A 16544-nucleotide genomic window follows, 5' to 3' on the forward strand; every position below is an offset into this window, starting at 1 on the left:
AATCTCAGGATCACCACGCTTCCGGCAACAACGCGTTTATTTCTTCCAGATCATGCTGGTGATGGTGGTGGAAACGTCCATCGGGATTTTGCTGGGGATGCCGTCGCTTGAATCCACCCCTTGGACCTCGATAAATCCCGACAATGTTTGGTGGAACTTGCTGCTTGCGGGCCATCCGCTGGCGCGGTCTATCTCCATTGCCCCGGTTTGCGTCCCCGCCATGTTGTACCGGAAGCGCACCCCACTGATGGCCATGCTTCCGGCGCGGTTGCTTGCGGCGATGACCGAGCGAACATCCACCATCATCCGGCTGCTATCCATCCCCTTCACGGTGTGGGTGGTGATGATCTCCAGAGGGATTCCCGCCGTGAGCATCAAGGCGTTGCTCCAGGTGTCGCCCGGGGCAACCGGCTTGGGGGGATACATGGCCAGCGTGCGCTGAAGATTGCTGCGAAGTGCCTGGCTGCTGACCATCTCCTTGATTCCCACCAACATCGCCTCCGGTGCCGCAGCAGCCGCCGCCACCGGATTGGCGGTGGCCTTCTCCACAATCTGCTTGGCCAGCGAATCCAATCCCGCCAACTCTGCAATCGTTCCGTTTGGCAGCATCTTCATGGTGAACGCCGTGCCCACCATCGCTTGGTAAATGGCCACAATGGGCGGGACCCTGCCGCCGCTATCGGCTGCCGAATCTGCCGAGTTAAAACTGACCTTCCGGTCCCCGATTGTTTGGCCAAAGGTGATGGAGTCGTAGGTGTAGCGGATGTGCGCCGCGCCGTTGGAATCAACCCCCAACACCTCCATCACTCCGCCAATTCCAACCACCTGCTGAATCGCTTCGGCGGTGTCCATCACCTGCTGTGTAATGGTTTGCTCGGTCAGCGTCCAATGCCGCCATGCTTCGCCGGCTTTCAGCTTCAGCCGCAGCTGGGCTTTGCTGGCGGTGTTGCTTTGTGGCGCGGGGTGTTTATCGCACACCACAAGAAGGAACAGAAGCACCAACAGCAGCCGCAACAACGCCCCCACCCCACGCTGTTTGGTTGATTGCGGCTGCATGGCACAAGACTCCAAGCCCCTTTATCGCGAGGATATGGTGATGGCGCTTTGCACGGCCACCGGGATGTTTTTCATCATGTCAGGGATGTTCTCCCCGCTGATGCTCATGGTGCCGAACAAGGTTTGCTTCAGCGATGAGGTAGCAATCCAGCCATCTTCCACCGTCACTTTCATCGTCCCTTTTTGCGTGCCGGTCAGCTTGTAGTTTATCTCCATTCCCATCATCTCCATCGGCTTGGCGTTGGCGTTGTTGGTAACGGTGGATTGAACGTCCAGATCGGCAACGCCGTTGGCTACGTTCTTCAGGGTGTAGGTGGTGTTCACCGTCATCGGCATCATCATCGCTACCTCCATGTTGTGGTTCCATGAATCCCCCACCGCCACCGGGGTTGTTGGGTAGATATTCATCGAACGCTCAATCGTTTCGGCCATTGCTTCGTTGCTGATCATTCTCTTCAGCGATTGCTCAATCGCCGCTTTTTGTGCGGGGTCGCCTGTGCCCATTTCGCTCACGATCTTCCCCATCATTTCTTCCATCCCGGTGATGCTTTCCACCTTGCCCATTTTTGTCAGCTTTAGCGTGAACGCTGCACCCACCATCGCCCGGTATGGCGCGGTTTCTGGCGTAGCATCGCTGGATAGATCGGCGGAGTTGAAGTTGACCTCCCCCATCGGCGTTTTGTTCCGCACCACAATGGAGTCGTAGGCCATGGTGATGGTGGCGGTCCCGGCATCGTCAACGCTTTGGACCTGGTAGCGGTATCCCATCCCCATCATCTGGTTGATGGTGATTTTTTGCCCGGCGACCTCTTGGGTGATATCCTGGTCGGTGGCCATCCACATTCGGTAGGTTTTTCCCGGCTTCAGTTGCAGCCGTAGCTCGATTGCTGGTTGTTTGGATTTCCCTTTGCGGTTCCCCTTCTGCGCCAATGCTGCCGGCGCGGAACAAAGCAGGATCAAAAGAACAAAACCAACTGCCCGTTGGATTGATTGCATGATGCTTATTGTTAATGTGCGTTGATGTTTGCATGGAAGCCCGTTTGCTTCTGCGCGAATATACGCGAAGAACCACGCAACCAACGATACCAACCAGCGGGAACCATTGCCGCGCTGCTGCCTCCGTTCGGGGCAAACAAAGCGTGTGTTGGATTCCATCGGTGCTGTATCTTCGCCGCCGGACCAACGCTCTCCTTTCGGTTTCCCTCTGCGCCGGTTTCTCCCAATCAACTTCCCTGAACCAATGTTCCTGAACCTGCCGATGCCTTGCATCTGGAACCGCCCAGCGGATTGCTGCGGGCTGCGTGGTTGCGCCACACTCTGCTGGGGGGTGGCGTTGTTGTTGCTGCTGAGCCAACCGCTTGCGTCGCAACCCACCGCGCCCCCACCACCCGGCACCGCCGTTGCCAACACCGCAACTCCCGACCCAATCTTGCTGACCCCGCGCCCGATTCCTTCGGGGGATGTTCGCGCTGCGGTTGGGGCCAGCATCACCATCCTTCCCCGCATCGTTGCCGAGGAAGAATTGCGCCAGGTCCCAATGGTGAACCTTGAGCTTCGGTACGGCCTTCCCTTCGGTTTTGCTGCCACCGGGCGGGTTGCCAGCAACGTCATCACCAACCTTGCTTCGGCCGGGGCGGAGTGGCGCGGGAAGCTGGGCCGCTTCTCGGCCAGCGCGGGTTACTCGGTGGCGTACTGGTACGGGTTTGCGGCCTTCGAAGGGTTCAATGTTGACGCGCAAAGCTGGCTTACTTTTCCGGCAATCAGTGCCGGGTTTGATTTCGATGATTTCCACCTAAGCGGGCGCGCCGAAGCGCAGTTCGTCACGTTCCGAAGCTCCGCCACCGAGGGGATCGAGACGGGGTCGGACCGGAACGTGCTGGGGGGATATGCCTTCACCACCACGCTGGAGCAACCGTTTTGGGGAAGCACCGGAGCGTTCATCGCCCTGAAGGTCTATTACTCCCGCTCGATGTATCAATCATGGCTGGCCTTCAGCACCTTCAACGAATTTTTGTTCTATCCAGAATTCCAATTTGGGGTGATGTTATGAGCCGTCTTTCCCTGCTGTGGTTGCTGGCCGTTGCGGTGCTGCTTGGTTCGTGCAGCAACGATTTCAGCCCGGTGATTCCGCAGTTCACCGCTGCCGAGTCGTTGTTGGAAGGTGGGGGGGCAATCCCCAAACAGTCGTACGTGTGGATGAACGGCATCTATCACGTGCGGGCCGGCACCGAGCAGTTTGGCGATACCGTGGTGCTTCGCTGGGGGGGCGAAAACCCCTCCATCTTCTGCGGAAAAAACTCTGCCTTTTTTATCCTTGAGGCCCGCAGCCTGGGCGACACGATTGTGTTTGAGGGATACTGGCGATATGCCTACCAGAACGAGACCGGAAGGGTTCGGCTGTTCATTGCCCCTGACGAAGGGGGCCGCCAACTTAGCGCAGGATTGCAGCCAACCGGCACGGTAACGATTCGGGGAAAATCGGGCGGAACCGAAGGGGAATTGCAGCGCGAGATCGTGATGGAGCGGATTCGACCAATCAGGGCGTTGATCAGGAATTTTTGGATACTGGGCCACCGCGGCGGAGGGCGCAACAGCGACCTTCACCCCGTCTCCGAAAACAGCCGCGAGATGATTCAGTTTGCCGAACGATTGGGCTGCAGCGGCGTGGAGATTGACGTGCGGCTTACCAGCGATGGAGTCCCGATTTTATACCACGATGAAAACCTAAACACCCGCTTGGTCCGCGGCGATTACATGGTTGGTCCAATCAGCAACTACGCCTTCTGGCAGCTGCGGCGGTTCACCACGCTGGCCAATGGGGAGCAGATACCAACCCTTGCCGAAGCGTTGGAAACCGCCGTGACAAAAACCTCCTTGAACTTTATCTGGCTGGATATTAAAACCCCCGACGTTGTTCCGGCCATTCTTCCGATGCTCGACACCGTCCGCACCCGGGCCACGCAGCTTGGGCGGAAGATTGAGATTGTGATGGGGCTTCCCACCGAGGAGATTTACCAAGCCTACCGCAACCTTCCCGAAGCAACCCGCCCGCCGGCCTTGTGCGAGCTTTCCACCCAGCAGGCCGATGCCATCAACGCTGCGATTTGGGCACCACGCTGGACGCTTGGGACCCAGGATGCAGCGGTGGCAGCGATGCACAGCAACAACCGCCGCGCATTTGTTTGGACGCTGGACAACCCAACCTACATCCTGCAATTCCTGCGCGAAGGGAGCTTCGATGGAATCTTGACGAACTACCCAACAATGGTCGCCTACATGTACTACGTGAAGGAGTAACGCCCGATGAACAACCGCCGCCCGTTTGGGCAATGCCTCCTCCCGCTTCTTCTGCTGATTGCCGCAGCAACAACCTTGCCGGCGCAGGGTCCGCAACAGGAGCAGAAGTACCAGATTTCCGCAAGCCTTACCGCCGGCTATGGGTTCCGAATCAGCAGCAGCCCGCCGCCGCAGTTGCCCGAACTTGAGGAGACCAGCGGCGGCGTTAGCGGGGTGATCCGGCTGATGTGGTGCCCGGAACATCTGCTTCGCGTGGGAATGGATGTTGGATATTTGCCGGTGTCGGGAATGCACGCCAAGAACGAAGATTCGCGGCAAGGCTCCGCCAACCTTTCGCTGGTCTCATGGCCGGTGATGGGGGTGGTCGCCATGGAGAAATATGGCGTTGACCTTAGCGCGGGGATTGGAATGATCCTGCTGCGGGTGGAAGGAAAAGCGGCCAACGGGGAACAAATCCACAGCGAAGGTTGGGAGATTGGATACACCTTCGGCGCAGGCTACACGTGGCACTACTCCGAACGGTTGGGGATTGGTGCCGATCTGAAAATGGTGGAGTTCACCGACCGCCCCATTGGCTCGCTGATCGCCGGGCTGCGGGTCCGGTGGGCGTTGCTGGAATACTGAACGCCACCCTTCCCGATAACCATTTGTCCGAACTCATTCACCTGCCGTGTTGGTACTTTTGCAGCCATGAAACTGTTCGACTCCCTTATTTCCGCTCTCCTTCCCTTCACCCCCAAGCCCATGGTTCGCGTGGTCGCCAAAAAGTACATTGCTGGCGAGACGCTGAACGACGCAATGGCCACCGTTGCACGGCTGAACGGTGAAGAAACAATGGCCACGGTGGATGTGCTGGGGGAGTTCGTCAAGAACCCTGACGTTGCACGCCAGGAGACCAACAACAACATTGCCGTGCTGGAGGAAATGGCCCGCCGCGGCCTTGATGCCAACCTTTCGGTGAAGCTCACCTCGTTGGGGTTGGACATTGACAAGGAGTTTTGCTGGGAGAACGTGCGCCGCGTTGTGGGGGCCGCCGCCCGCACCGGCAACTTCGTCCGCATTGACATGGAGAACAGCCCCTACACCGACAGCACCATCGAGCTTGCGCGGCGGGCGCGGGCCGAGTTCCCGGGTCATGTTGGAATCGTCCTGCAAGCATATCTGCGGCGCACCCAGCAGGACATCCGCCAGCTTGCCGCCGAAGGGATGCACTTCCGGCTTTGCAAAGGGATTTACGTGGAGTCGGAAACGATTGCATTTAAGGGACGTGAGGAAGTCCAGCAGAACTATCTGGACTGCTTGAACTTGATCCTCGATCATGGTTGCTACGTTGGCATCGCAACCCACGACGACGTGCTGATTGACGGCGCGCGGAAGATCATCGCCGAACGGAAGCTGGACCGCCATCAGTATGAATTCCAGATGCTGCTGGGGGTGCGGGACCCCAAACGTCGCGAGCTTATCGGCCAGGGTCACCGCCTGCGGGTGTACGTCCCGTTCGGTCGCGACTGGTACGGCTACTCCATCCGCCGCCTGAAGGAAAATCCATCCATCGCCGGCCACGTCTTCAAAGCAATTTTCACCGGGGATTAACCAACCGCGCGCGGCAACCGCCAGCAACGCACACACGCCATGGCCAACGCCGATAACGAGCAACTTCCGCTGTTTGAGCTTCCGCCAATCACGCCGAAGCCAGGCCCCGCAACCGTCACGTTCCTTCCCTCCAAAAAATCAATTTCCGTGGAGGCGAGGACGCTGCTGTTGGAGGCGATTCGGGAAGCACGGCTTCCGGTGGCGCAATCGTGCGGCGGGTTCGGGATCTGCTCCTGGTGCAAGGTTAGGGTGATTGAAGGCTCCCAAAATCTTTCCATGCCAAGCCGGGTGGAGCAACGGCTGATGCAGCGGCAATCATTCAAACCAGAAGAGCGCGCCAGCTGCCAAGCCGAAATCTTGGGGGACGTGACGGTGACCACCACCTACTGGTGAATGAACGCGCGGGAATGAAGATGGCGATGAACCCTGAATGAATGCTCCGGCATGGAAACGCACGCCCACTATTACGCATCATGGAAGAACCGAAGAACGACCAACTTTCCTACCGCCCGTACCAAAACCGTGGCGCGTTGATTCGTGCAATCCTTTGGGCACTGATTGCCCTGCTGGTTGCGGCAATCGTGGCCTGCGCGCCGGAAACCACCAACAAAGGAACCGAGCAGAAACCACACGCCACAACGCCCGCCGGGCAATGGCAACAAACCCGCCCCATGCGGCTGCTTCTTGCCGGGTCCGAAGCCCGCGACAGCGTGGCCGTTGCCACCGAGTTTATTGTGGACCAAGCGTTGCGGCGGGCATTGGAAGGAATCCCCCAGGCGGAGTACCTCACCCTGAACTACCGCGACTCGCTGGTGCGCCAAGCAAGCGATTCTGGACAAAAGCTGACCGTGGCGCAGCTTGCCCAGCGGCTGAATCTGGATGGAGTTGTGTATACCCGCATTGCCCGATTCAGCTCGGTGCTGGCACTGGAGTTCCGCATTGCCGACCCCGCCACCGGGGGGCTGATCTACCGCGATCTTGCCTTCAGCATGATCCGCTACCGCGACTCGGCAGGGACGATGCTGCTGGGGCCGACGCTGTACGACGTGCTTCGCAAAAGCAGCGCAAAGTTCTTTGGCCGACCCGACCTTGACTCCCTTCCGGTGGCCACCACGCCGCTGGTAATCACCAGCATCGTGATTGAGAAGGACACGGCGTTGGGGCGGTTCTCCACCTATCGCCAGGAGCTTGCAACCGAGGGGGTGAAAGCGTTGGGGGAATACACCCGCATCAACTTTCCATCGCTGGTGGCTTTTGATTTTGCTTCCCGCAACCAGGTCTATCTGCTGGGGAAAATCCTTGCCGTGGATGACTACAAACCAACCAGCCCCGAAGAGCGGAACATCCTCTACAATGTTGGCATTGACCATTACATCACCGGCGGGATCACATCCGTTGGGAAGGATTCCATTCGGTTCCGGTTGGAGCTGCGGTTTATGAAATCGCGGACGGAGGATTTGGTGGTTGACTTCAACGAGGTGACACACCCGCGGTTGAAGTATGAGACCTCGGACCTTCTTCGGGACTACGTCCAAACCCTTGCCGAGCTTGCGCAGCCGATGCTTCTGCGGGTTGCCGAGAAAATCCACAACGCTTACCAAGCATCGCTTACCACACCAAAGGAACCATAATGGCACACGCAGACGATAGAGAGCATCATCACGGCCATGAGTTCGATGGCGACGACCATCACCACGACCATGAGCTTGATGATGAATTTGATGATGATGGCGACCACGACCACGACCACGGCGATGAAGCAAGCAAGGAAGGTAGCAACGGAGTGCCGCGCCGGAAGAAGCGGCTTCGGAACCGCCCGCGCCTGACGGAGATTGATGCCGCGCCGTTCGACGACTGTTCAACGATGCACGTGCTGGTCTGCAAGGGGTTTACCGGCCAGATTTTCCGCGCACAGATTTCAGCGTTCGACACCGTGGAGGAATCGCTTCCGTTGCTGGCCGAGCAGGTGAGCTATCCGTTCCCAGATTTTGAGAAGATCGGCCTGTACAACATGACCCGCGACTTCGAGTATCTTCCCCACGAAACCTTCATCGAAACCGGCACGCAGGAGGGGGACCTGCTGTTCATGGCCGACGGGGCCGCTTGCCACAAAAAGGCGTAATTCCGGGGGAGCACCACAACAGTGGTTGACCCTATCCAAAACCCCCTCTTTCTGTGAAAACATGATACGTTCCAACTATTTACCGGGGATGGTGGCCACTACTCCGATCTTTTCCCCCATTTTTGTGCGCTGCTGCTTCCATCTACCGATCATCGTTGACTAGCACCGCTTCAATGTCGCTTATCTCTGAGCGGACCCGCTTCCGCATTCTGAACTCCTGGTTCCTGATTGTCCATCTTGGTTGTTTGCTCCCTATCTGGACCGGCGTAAGCTGGTTTGCGGTTGGGGTTTGCTGCTTCCTCTACTTCATCCGAATGTTCGGATTAACGGCGGGATACCACCGGTACTTCTCGCATCGCTCGTATAAAACCGGGCGCGTTTTCCAATTCCTGATGGCGTTGCTTGGTGCTTCGGCCGGGCAAAACGGGCCGTTGTGTGGGCCGCAAAACACCGGCATCACCACCGCTACTCCGACACCGAGGAGGATGTCCACTCGCCGATCACCGGAAGTTTCTGGTGGTCCCACATGGGGTGGATTCTCTCCAAAAAATTCATTGATTACGACGACAACAGCGTCCGCGACCTTGCCAAATATCCCGAGCTTCGGATGCTGGATTGGGGCCACGCGGTGGTCCTGACCATGCTTGGCGTGGGGCTGTTCGGATTGGGTGAGTTGCTGGCGGTGCAGGCCCCAGGGCTTGGGACCGATGGACCTCAGCTTCTTGCATGGGGCTTTTTCATCAGCACCACGTTGCTCTATCACGGGGTGTTCACCGTCAACTCGCTGGCGCACGTTTGGGGAAGCCGGCGGTTCAACACCACGGACCAAAGCCGCAACAACCTTTTCATTGCCCTGATTACGCTGGGGGAAGGGTGGCACAACAACCACCACCGCTACATGACCAGCGAACGGCAAGGGTTCTACTGGTGGGAGATTGACATCTCCCATTATATGCTAACCATGCTCTCCTGGGTTGGGCTGGTTCACGATTTGCGGAAGCCGCCCCAGAAGATTTACGACGAAGCACGCCAAAACAAGCACGGCATCCACCTGCCAGAGCTTCCTTCCCTTCCAGAAATTCAGGAAGGGATCAGCGAGGGGATCGAGGAACTGGCCGCAGCAATCAAGCCACGCAAGCCAGCATCGGAAAGAACCTAAAAGATTGGCTGGCAAGAAAGCCGCAAAGCCTTTCACATTGGAACCACGAAAAGCAATGGCTGCTGAAGAAAAATCTTCAGCAGCCATTGAAGTTTTTGGGGAGGGGGCAAGGCAGGGAAGCCGCGCAAATCTCCACCAAAAACTCCCGAAGCCTCCCCCTCCAACGGAGGGGTGCCCGATAGGGCGGGGTGGGTTCGGGGCGACGATGGATGGCGCGGGGTTCGGCGTGGTTCCGCGAAGCCTCTGATCCAGAAATTAGGTTGGTGACGCTCGGTTCGCGGGTGTCACCAACCCACCCCCCCGCCCAAGAGGGGGAGCAACGCACGGAGGCTACGTGGGGAAGCGGTGCTATCCCCCGCCCCCCATCTCCACTACCGTATCATACAACCCGTAGTGGGTTAGGCCTTCGTGGCTTTCAATTCCGGTGTAGCGGAGCGATGCGTCCTCGTAGCGGCGGAATGCGAACACCGCTTGATTCATCTGCTCGGTGTTGAACACGTTCAGGTTCACCAGCAGATCAAAATCCTGGACCGTCAGGCCGGTGACGGTAAGGAATAGGTCCGGCTCAATCTTGGTAATCACATCCCGCAGTGCGTTCTCGCGGAAGTCCGTCAGATACATGAACGCCGGGATTCGCGTGGCGAACTTTATCAGCTTCTCCTGGATCAGTTTCCGTTTGGACTTGTACTCCTTCTCCTCGTCGGTCAGCTCATCCTTCTCCTTCTTCGTCAGCCCCCCACCGGCTGCCTTCCCTTTCAGCTCCTTCACCTTCTCGCTCTTGTTGATGATCGTCTCGATGATGTTGTCGCCAAGTGCCCGCCAACCCTCGATCCGCTCAACGGCAGCCATTGCCTCGGGGCTTTCAAGGATGCGGCGCAAGGTGCCGTTGTCCACATTCACCAGCAACGCGCTTTCCCATTTCCGCGCCAGCAGCGTGGCCGAGGTTCCCGCCATCGCTGTGTCAAGGATTCCGCCAGCATCTATTTGCGTCATGTTCGCGCCGTCGTAGGCCAGCACTGGCAGGAACGCGACAAGGTCCCTGACCGCGCTCTCCGGGTTTGGCTCGTTCGGTGCAAGGCCAATCGCGTACTCCGCCAACTGCCGCAACGCACGTGTGGGCGCGAAGTCGAACACGTAGCAGACGGGCTTCAGGACCTCCTCCTCGTTTGGGTTGTCGCCGTTCGGGTTCCGGATCACCCAGGGCGATTGCACCCGGAAGGCTGCCTGGAAGTACGTCTCCGGCGATTTCAAATTGCGCAACATCAAGATGGAGGACCACTGCGAAACCGTGACCCCGGTCGTCAGCTTCCCGCACGACAGCGTGATCGTCTTTGTCTCAAACCCACTCTGGATTTCCTTCCGCACCGGCGGCAACGCATCAAGCCCAATCCCTGCCGATTGGCCAGCCACCACAATCACCGTGTATCCGCGCCAGAACGTGTTGTGCCGCTTGCCCAACAGGTTCGCCATTGCGTGGCAAGCCGCAACGTTGGGAAGAAACCAGAACGAATGCTGCAAATAGGGCAACAGCCGGGCATCGGAGTAGGGGAACGGCGGGCGCGTTCCGGTCCGCAAGTTCCGGACCGATTGCTCCAGGTCCCCACCCCGAATCACCTCTAACCATTTCTGCACGTGGCTCTCGTGCCGGAACCTTGCCTCCTTCCCCGTTCCCGATGCCTCGAAAAAAGCGTTCAGGTCAAACTCGTCGAACTCCCCCGCGCTGGCCACCGCCAGCAATTCATCGGGCATCTGGTAGGTAAGCAGCCGCAGCTGCGGAAGCCCGCCGTACGGATTCCGCTCCCCGGGATGCGCCGCGGCGTGCTGCTCCTTTGCCCGCTGCTCGTCGGTGTAGGTCCAGTTGAAGATCTGCTCCTCGATGAACTCCCCCGATGCCAACGCCCTGAACGGCGTGCCCGATAGATAGAGGTACGCCTTGGTTGTGATCGGAAGGAACTCCGCCGATAGTTCCCCAAGGTCATCGTTCACCCCCTCTAAACTTTTGGCATACTCCACCTTCGCCTCCTGCTTCGCCACGGCTTCTTCCTCCCCCTCGAATAACTCCTTTGCCGTGTCGCGCCAGGCTCCAAAATGGTATTCGTCGAACACCACCAGGTCCCACTGCACCTCGTGAATCCACTCGTTCTTTGCCTTGATGTTCCCCGTCGCGTCCCGGCCCAGAAGGTCCTGGAAGGAACCGAAATAGACCACCGGCTTCCGGCGGTCAATCTGGCTTGGGTTGCTGCCGGAGCTGCGCGAAAGGTACTGCCAGCCGTTGAAGTCCATGTGCGACTCAAGGTCGGCTTGCCACGCATCTTCCACGGCTGGCTTGAACGTCACCACCAGCACCCGTTTTGCGCCCAACTTCTTGGCCAACTGGTAGGTGGTGAACGTCTTGCCAAACCGCATCTTCGCGTTCCACAGGAACCGCGGCACCGCGTGCATATCCTCGGCCCAGATGGAATGGAAATACGCGTGGGTCCGCTCCACTGCGGCCCGTTGCTCGGCACGCATGGGGAACGTCTCGTGGCGGTTTCCGGAAATTTTCTGGCCGGTCTCAAGCTCCTTCAGCACCCCCTTCACCTCCCGCACCGTGCAGCGCATCCACTCCAGCTCCACATTCTCAAAACCCTTCTTCACCAGTGCCGCACGCACGTCGTGGTCGGTGAAGATTGTGCCGTCGGCACGCTCGGCGGATTCATCCAGCACGATCTTGTAGTTCTTGATTGCCGCAGTCTTCAGTTGTTCAGCAACCCGCTGCCGAACGTCGCGCGTGGTCTGCCCAACTTTTAGCAGCCCCTGGTGCGCCGCGTCATCAATGGAGTAGGCGTAGATGCGGGGTCGCGCCTCCGGCTTGGGCGCAAGAATTTCTTCGATTGGTTTGCTCATCGGCGCGTTGCTGTTGGTTAGGTCGCCCCTTCAGGGCTGATGTTGTACCGGGGCGGTCCCCGTTTCCCAGGGCGTGGCCCTGGGCTGGCGTGGGTCGCCCTTTCAGGGCTAATGCTCTGCGGGGCGGTTCCCGTTTCCCAGGGCGGTGCCCTGGGCTGGCGTGGGTCGCCCTTTCAGGGCTATGATTGATGGAGGCCTTCGGTTCCCCAAGCCACGGGCCGAATCTGAGATTCGATATACGCTTGCTCTTCTGCCGTGATCTTGTATTTCTTGTACAACTCTGCGTCCGTCCACTTCCGATCCCACTCCTGAATCGGAACCCAAAAATAGGTTGCCCGGGTAGCATGCTGGGTGATCTTTCGAAGCGACACGAGGAACCGCAGGAAACGGGTACTCAAGTACGATTGCACGCTTGCCGCAGCAGTTTCGGAGCCAACGTAAAAGAACAGGAACGTCTGGGTGCAGACCGATGGCGAGGGCGTAATGACCGGGGTGCTGAGCACGTAATTTGGCACAGTTGCACCGTCTGAGCCTGCTGATGGCACCATCACTTTCCAAGTATCAATAAGGTTTGTGCTTTTGGTTATTTCGCTGCGGGCAATGTAGCCAACGGCACGTTTTCCTTTTCGGACGTAATGGAGGGGAACGTCGTCGGGCGTATTTTTTTCATCATGGAAGTCTTCGAAGTTGGAGGTCCACCCGAACTCTTTATCAGCCGAAAGGATGGTGTTCACCGACGGCTCGCCTTTGGCAAGAACTTTGTGGAGGATTGAGACCGCCCGGGCATCCCGAACGAAGACATCATACTCGCCAAGGTCGCGTGCGATTGGGCCAATCGCCACTCCGTCACGGATCATCGTTACGTCGCAGGGGCCATTGTGTGCGGTGTCACGCAAGAAGTAGCACACCCCCCCTTTCACCTCAACTCCGCTGAAGACTTCCCTGGCAATCGGATAATCAACCAGCGTCCGCAAGCAGCGGTCGGCCAGCATTGTTTGGCGGAACTCACTTAGCCCAAGCCCTGTCGCCATCCAACGCGACGGGATGACCATGGCCAAGAAGCGTGGGGAGAGTTTCTTTGCCTGTTCAACAAAGTGGTGATAGATGGGAATATCTCGGGTTCCACCATCGCTGGCCAGTTGATACGGTGGATTTCCAATGATGACATCGAAGTGCATATCGTCTCCGAAAAGCTCGGCGATGCGAGCGTGGATGGTGTTGGTGTGGATAAAGGCGTAGGCGTAGTTTTCGCGTTCTGGGCCGCGGTCCAGGGTGGTTTGTGGCGCGCCGCAGAAGGTGCATTTGGTTCCTTCCCAGGTGTGTTCCATCCGTTGGAACCAGACGTTGCCGTCGGGGTTGGCAAAGCCGTTGGCAATGGAGTGGTGGCCGTTGGCGTGTTTGGAGCAATAGAGGCTTCGGCGGGCCAGCAGCGCGGTAAGCTGGGTGATGCCGATTCCGAAGACCTGGCGGGTAAGGATATGGTCCACCCGCTGCTGAAGGTCGGGGATTGCTGGGGCCAGGCCGCGGACCAATCGGCTGGTGATCTCGCGGAGGAAGATGCCGGACTTGGTGCAAGGGTCCAGGAAGCGGACGGTGGGGTTGGCCCAAAGGTTTTGGCCGTTGTTGCTGGCGGCCCAGGCATCGGTTAGGGTGTCCAGCATCCGGTTGGCAAGCTCGGGGGGGGTGAAGACTTCATCGTTGGAGAGATTGGCGATGCAGGAAAGGACATCGGGGTTGCGCTGGCGAAGCGCGAAGTGGGCTTGGTGGGTCATGGTTTTTCTCCCAATATAAATTTTGCCCTTTCGCGGCGCAGCATTTCGTAGGGGGTCGTGAATGGTAGATTCAGCCCGGCGCATACGTTAGGGATTTTGATATGCTTCGTGGAGTTTGAGGGGACCTCGTGCGTCACCACCACATAGCCACCGGCCAGGGCGTGGGCAATAAGGTAATAGTCGGCCACTTGCAGGAAAGTCTGGATGGCTGCTGGCTCGTAATTCTGGCTTGTAGCCCAGCTGCTGACCGTAGCGAACTGCGCGGCGACGGCGGTATCGGTAGCGCGGAACAGGTTGTGGCCATGTTGTTGCGCCCAATCGGTGAGTTCATCGGCACCGGCGGCAATCTCGGCAGCAATTTTATCAATGCTGAACACGCGTCCGTTGGCGTTATTGGCAATAAGCCAATCCCAGAACGCGGGGCAGAAATCTATGCCGTAGTGTAGGTTCTTGGCTTGGATAAAGACGTTGGCATCAAGAAGGTACTTCGTCATGGTATTACTCCTAACTCGCGTGCTGCTTGGTAGAAGGTTGCGGTTGTGCGCAGCCCCAGCATACGGAATGCATCTTGGAACAGCGTCTGCCCTTCCAGCGTGCTACTCACCACAGCATGAACAAAACGTTTGCTGGCGCGTGTGTTCATGGTATGGTAGAAATCGCCGCCGCCCCCACTTTTATTTGTTTGCTCCAGATTCTGCAGCCGGTTCACTTCTTGGCGGTAGTGCTCCCACAGTGTGGTTTGGTTAATGAAGCCTGCGTCGAACAGGCGGCGCAAGGCGACCAGCGTACTAACCTTAAAGGCGCGTGCCAGGCGCTGGATTTCCTGGGGGATTGGTGTTTTGGGTTGGTACATTGCCCGAAGGTCCCGCAAGGGCATAAGGAATTCCGCCGCCACCTGATTACACCATTGCTCGGTCGGCTGCTCAGGAATCGAATCTGCTTGTGGGTTGGAGACACCGGGCGCATTCAACCAAAGGTGCGCCAACTCATGGGCCAGTGTGAACATCTGCGCGGCTTTGCTATCGGCACCATTAAGGAAGATCAGCGGAGCAAGGGGATCCGCCAGTGCAAAACCTCGGAACTCGCGCACATCAAGGTTGCGATGGGTGTTGTTGCCAACAACGGAATTGACCATCACCATGATTCCAGCATCTTCCACCCTTGCAATCAATTGGCGCAGTGCCTCCTTGGTTGATGGTTGAAGCGGTGCTTGAGCAGCAGAGGATTCCAGTGTTTCGCGTATGCGCTGCGCCACCGTTTCGGGTGCCTGCTGCAGGTGCGCACTGCCAATAAAATCCAGGGCAGGCAGGCCGTGCAGCCGCATATAGTCGCGATACCAGTCCTGGCGCTGCTGGCAAAGGTAGATTGTCTCCAGCAGGTTGCTGCTGGGATCGGATAGTGCTTCATCGCGCAGGGTGCGGAAATCGGGAACGGGAAGTTCTATCACAGGGGGTTCTGGTAAAAAGAAATACCCGATAGGTGTGTGAGTCAAGTCTGCAAACGTTTCCAACTGCCGCAACGTAGGCCGCGCCTGACCACTGATCCATAAAGGCCACTTGCGGAAGCGGGCAGATAGGGCGTTGTCATGCAAACCGGCACGGCGTGCGGCCCACAGCAGCACAGGAATGGAAGCGGCGACAGGGGGAGTCATCGGCTGCACCTTACAGGGTCGTCATCGCAAGATGTGGCAGTAGCAATGTCGCTCATGGTCATTGGCGGGAAGGTTTTGATTGGCGTAAAAATCTCATGCTTACCAAGGTGGGCAAACAGGGACCCCTCGGTGCTGAAGGAGGAGGATTGGGTAAGGCTGCTAAAATGGAAATCGCGGCGTTGGAACTTCCCTTTTCCCAGATAGCCCCACTCGGCAAAGGTGATTGGCTGGCCGTTGTGGGCACGCATGGTAAGCGCGTCGCCGTGGACAATGTTCAGCGATAGGACTTGGGCGGCGGCGCGGTACGGTTCGTCGGGTTCATCAATGTTCAGATAATCGGCGATGATCTCTAGCAAGTTGGCGCGGCACTCGGCGATGTTGTCGGCCAGCAACTCGATGCCGTAGATGGACATCAGCGCAAGGAGCGCGAAGTGTTGGCGGTCGAATTCGGAGGGTCCGTATTTGAGTTCCACAGCCGCCAGCTTACGCCGCAGGATTTCCACAAGGAAGTTGCCGCTGCCGCAGGCTGGTTCAAGGAATCGGGAGTCAATGCGCTCGGCCTCGTTCTTCACCAGATCGAGCATTGCCTGGACCATCCAGGCCGGGGTGAAGACTTCGCCGTGGTCGGCCACCCGTTGTTTGGATTTGACAAGGCTCACGGGCGCGCCCCCCCAATCATTGGTTGGATTCCCGGCGGCGGTGTGGTTGGAAGTATTGTGTGGGTTGTTGTAGTCATCACAAGCAAGCGTTGGCGATGTACAGCTGCCGGCAGATGGATAATGAACGATGGACGATGACGGGCAGCCCCCGCAAGGGGAATGGGATAGCGAGAACGATGCCGACGAATATAGCAGAATTCAGTATCGGAGCCGTGCGGGTGAAGCAAGGCGCGGGGTTTGGCGTGGTTCCGCGAAGCCTCTGATCCAGAAATTAGGTTACTGACGCTCGGTTCGCGGGTGTCCCCAACCCACCCCCCCGCCCAAGAGGGGGAGCAACGCACCGAGCCAC

The 16544-nt window shown here is 58.2% G+C and carries 14 protein-coding genes and 1 pseudogene; 8 read left to right on the forward strand and 7 right to left on the reverse strand.

The window, feature by feature from the left end:
- Nucleotides 1–36 precede the first annotated feature (36 nt).
- Both IPM61_01300 and IPM61_01305 read right to left on the reverse strand, forming a co-directional pair.
- On the reverse strand, nt 37–1056 hold the full coding sequence (locus IPM61_01300; GenBank protein ID MBK8909942.1) for a hypothetical protein: 1020 nt from the start codon (nt 1054–1056) through the stop codon (nt 37–39).
- A gap of 21 nt (nt 1057–1077) precedes the next feature.
- Entirely contained in the window at nt 1078–2052 is a 975-nt protein-coding gene (locus tag IPM61_01305) for a hypothetical protein (GenBank protein MBK8909943.1), read from the reverse strand.
- A gap of 244 nt (nt 2053–2296) precedes the next feature.
- Between IPM61_01305 and IPM61_01310 the strand changes: the two genes are divergently transcribed.
- The 8 genes and pseudogenes from IPM61_01310 (at nt 2297) to IPM61_01345 (ending at nt 9227) form a co-directional block, all read left to right on the forward strand.
- Nucleotides 2297–3106: a hypothetical protein gene (locus tag IPM61_01310; protein MBK8909944.1), complete on the forward strand. Its 810-nt coding sequence runs from the start codon at nt 2297–2299 to the stop codon at nt 3104–3106.
- A complete protein-coding gene (locus IPM61_01315) occupies nt 3103–4353 on the forward strand; it encodes a glycerophosphodiester phosphodiesterase (protein ID MBK8909945.1) in 1251 nt (416 codons plus the stop codon). The genes IPM61_01310 and IPM61_01315 overlap by 4 nt, the downstream gene beginning before the upstream one ends.
- Nucleotides 4354–4359: 6 nt before the next feature.
- Nucleotides 4360–4977, forward strand: a complete 618-nt coding sequence (locus IPM61_01320; protein ID MBK8909946.1) for a hypothetical protein — start codon at nt 4360–4362, stop codon at nt 4975–4977.
- Nucleotides 4978–5043: 66 nt separating this feature from the next.
- Nucleotides 5044–5946 (forward strand): proline dehydrogenase family protein, encoded by a 903-nt coding sequence (locus IPM61_01325; protein MBK8909947.1) that lies wholly within the window; start codon nt 5044–5046, stop codon nt 5944–5946.
- A 39-nt stretch (nt 5947–5985) separates the two neighbouring features.
- The gene (locus tag IPM61_01330; protein MBK8909948.1) at nt 5986–6339 is read left to right on the forward strand and encodes a 2Fe-2S iron-sulfur cluster binding domain-containing protein; all 354 of its coding nucleotides are present in this window, start codon (nt 5986–5988) and stop codon (nt 6337–6339) included.
- 80 nt (nt 6340–6419) lie between these two features.
- Entirely contained in the window at nt 6420–7577 is a 1158-nt protein-coding gene (locus IPM61_01335; GenBank protein ID MBK8909949.1) for a hypothetical protein, read from the forward strand.
- Nucleotides 7577–8068 (forward strand): hypothetical protein, encoded by a 492-nt coding sequence (locus tag IPM61_01340; protein MBK8909950.1) that lies wholly within the window; start codon nt 7577–7579, stop codon nt 8066–8068. Before IPM61_01335 ends, IPM61_01340 begins: the two co-directional genes overlap by 1 nt.
- A gap of 173 nt (nt 8069–8241) precedes the next feature.
- Nucleotides 8242–9227, forward strand: a pseudogene (locus tag IPM61_01345) (acyl-CoA desaturase).
- Nucleotides 9228–9575: 348 nt separating this feature from the next.
- Here the strand turns inward: IPM61_01345 and IPM61_01350 are convergent.
- The 5 genes from IPM61_01350 to IPM61_01370 form a co-directional block, all read right to left on the reverse strand.
- Entirely contained in the window at nt 9576–12113 is a 2538-nt protein-coding gene (locus IPM61_01350) for a restriction endonuclease (GenBank protein ID MBK8909951.1), read from the reverse strand.
- Between the two features lie 179 nt (nt 12114–12292).
- A complete protein-coding gene (locus IPM61_01355; GenBank protein ID MBK8909952.1) occupies nt 12293–13885 on the reverse strand; it encodes an Eco57I restriction-modification methylase domain-containing protein in 1593 nt (530 codons plus the stop codon).
- A complete protein-coding gene (locus IPM61_01360) occupies nt 13882–14379 on the reverse strand; it encodes a DUF4411 family protein (GenBank protein MBK8909953.1) in 498 nt (165 codons plus the stop codon). Before IPM61_01360 ends, IPM61_01355 begins: the two co-directional genes overlap by 4 nt.
- The gene (locus IPM61_01365) at nt 14376–15536 is read right to left on the reverse strand and encodes an ImmA/IrrE family metallo-endopeptidase (GenBank protein ID MBK8909954.1); all 1161 of its coding nucleotides are present in this window, start codon (nt 15534–15536) and stop codon (nt 14376–14378) included. Before IPM61_01365 ends, IPM61_01360 begins: the two co-directional genes overlap by 4 nt.
- Nucleotides 15533–16195 (reverse strand): N-6 DNA methylase, encoded by a 663-nt coding sequence (locus tag IPM61_01370; GenBank protein MBK8909955.1) that lies wholly within the window; start codon nt 16193–16195, stop codon nt 15533–15535. The genes IPM61_01365 and IPM61_01370 overlap by 4 nt, the downstream gene beginning before the upstream one ends.
- Between the last annotated feature and the right edge of the window lie 349 nt (nt 16196–16544).

The sequence above is a fragment of the Chlorobiota bacterium genome (genome assembly GCA_016710285.1).
In the GTDB taxonomy this organism is placed as follows: Bacteria; Bacteroidota; Ignavibacteria; order OLB7; family OLB7; genus OLB7.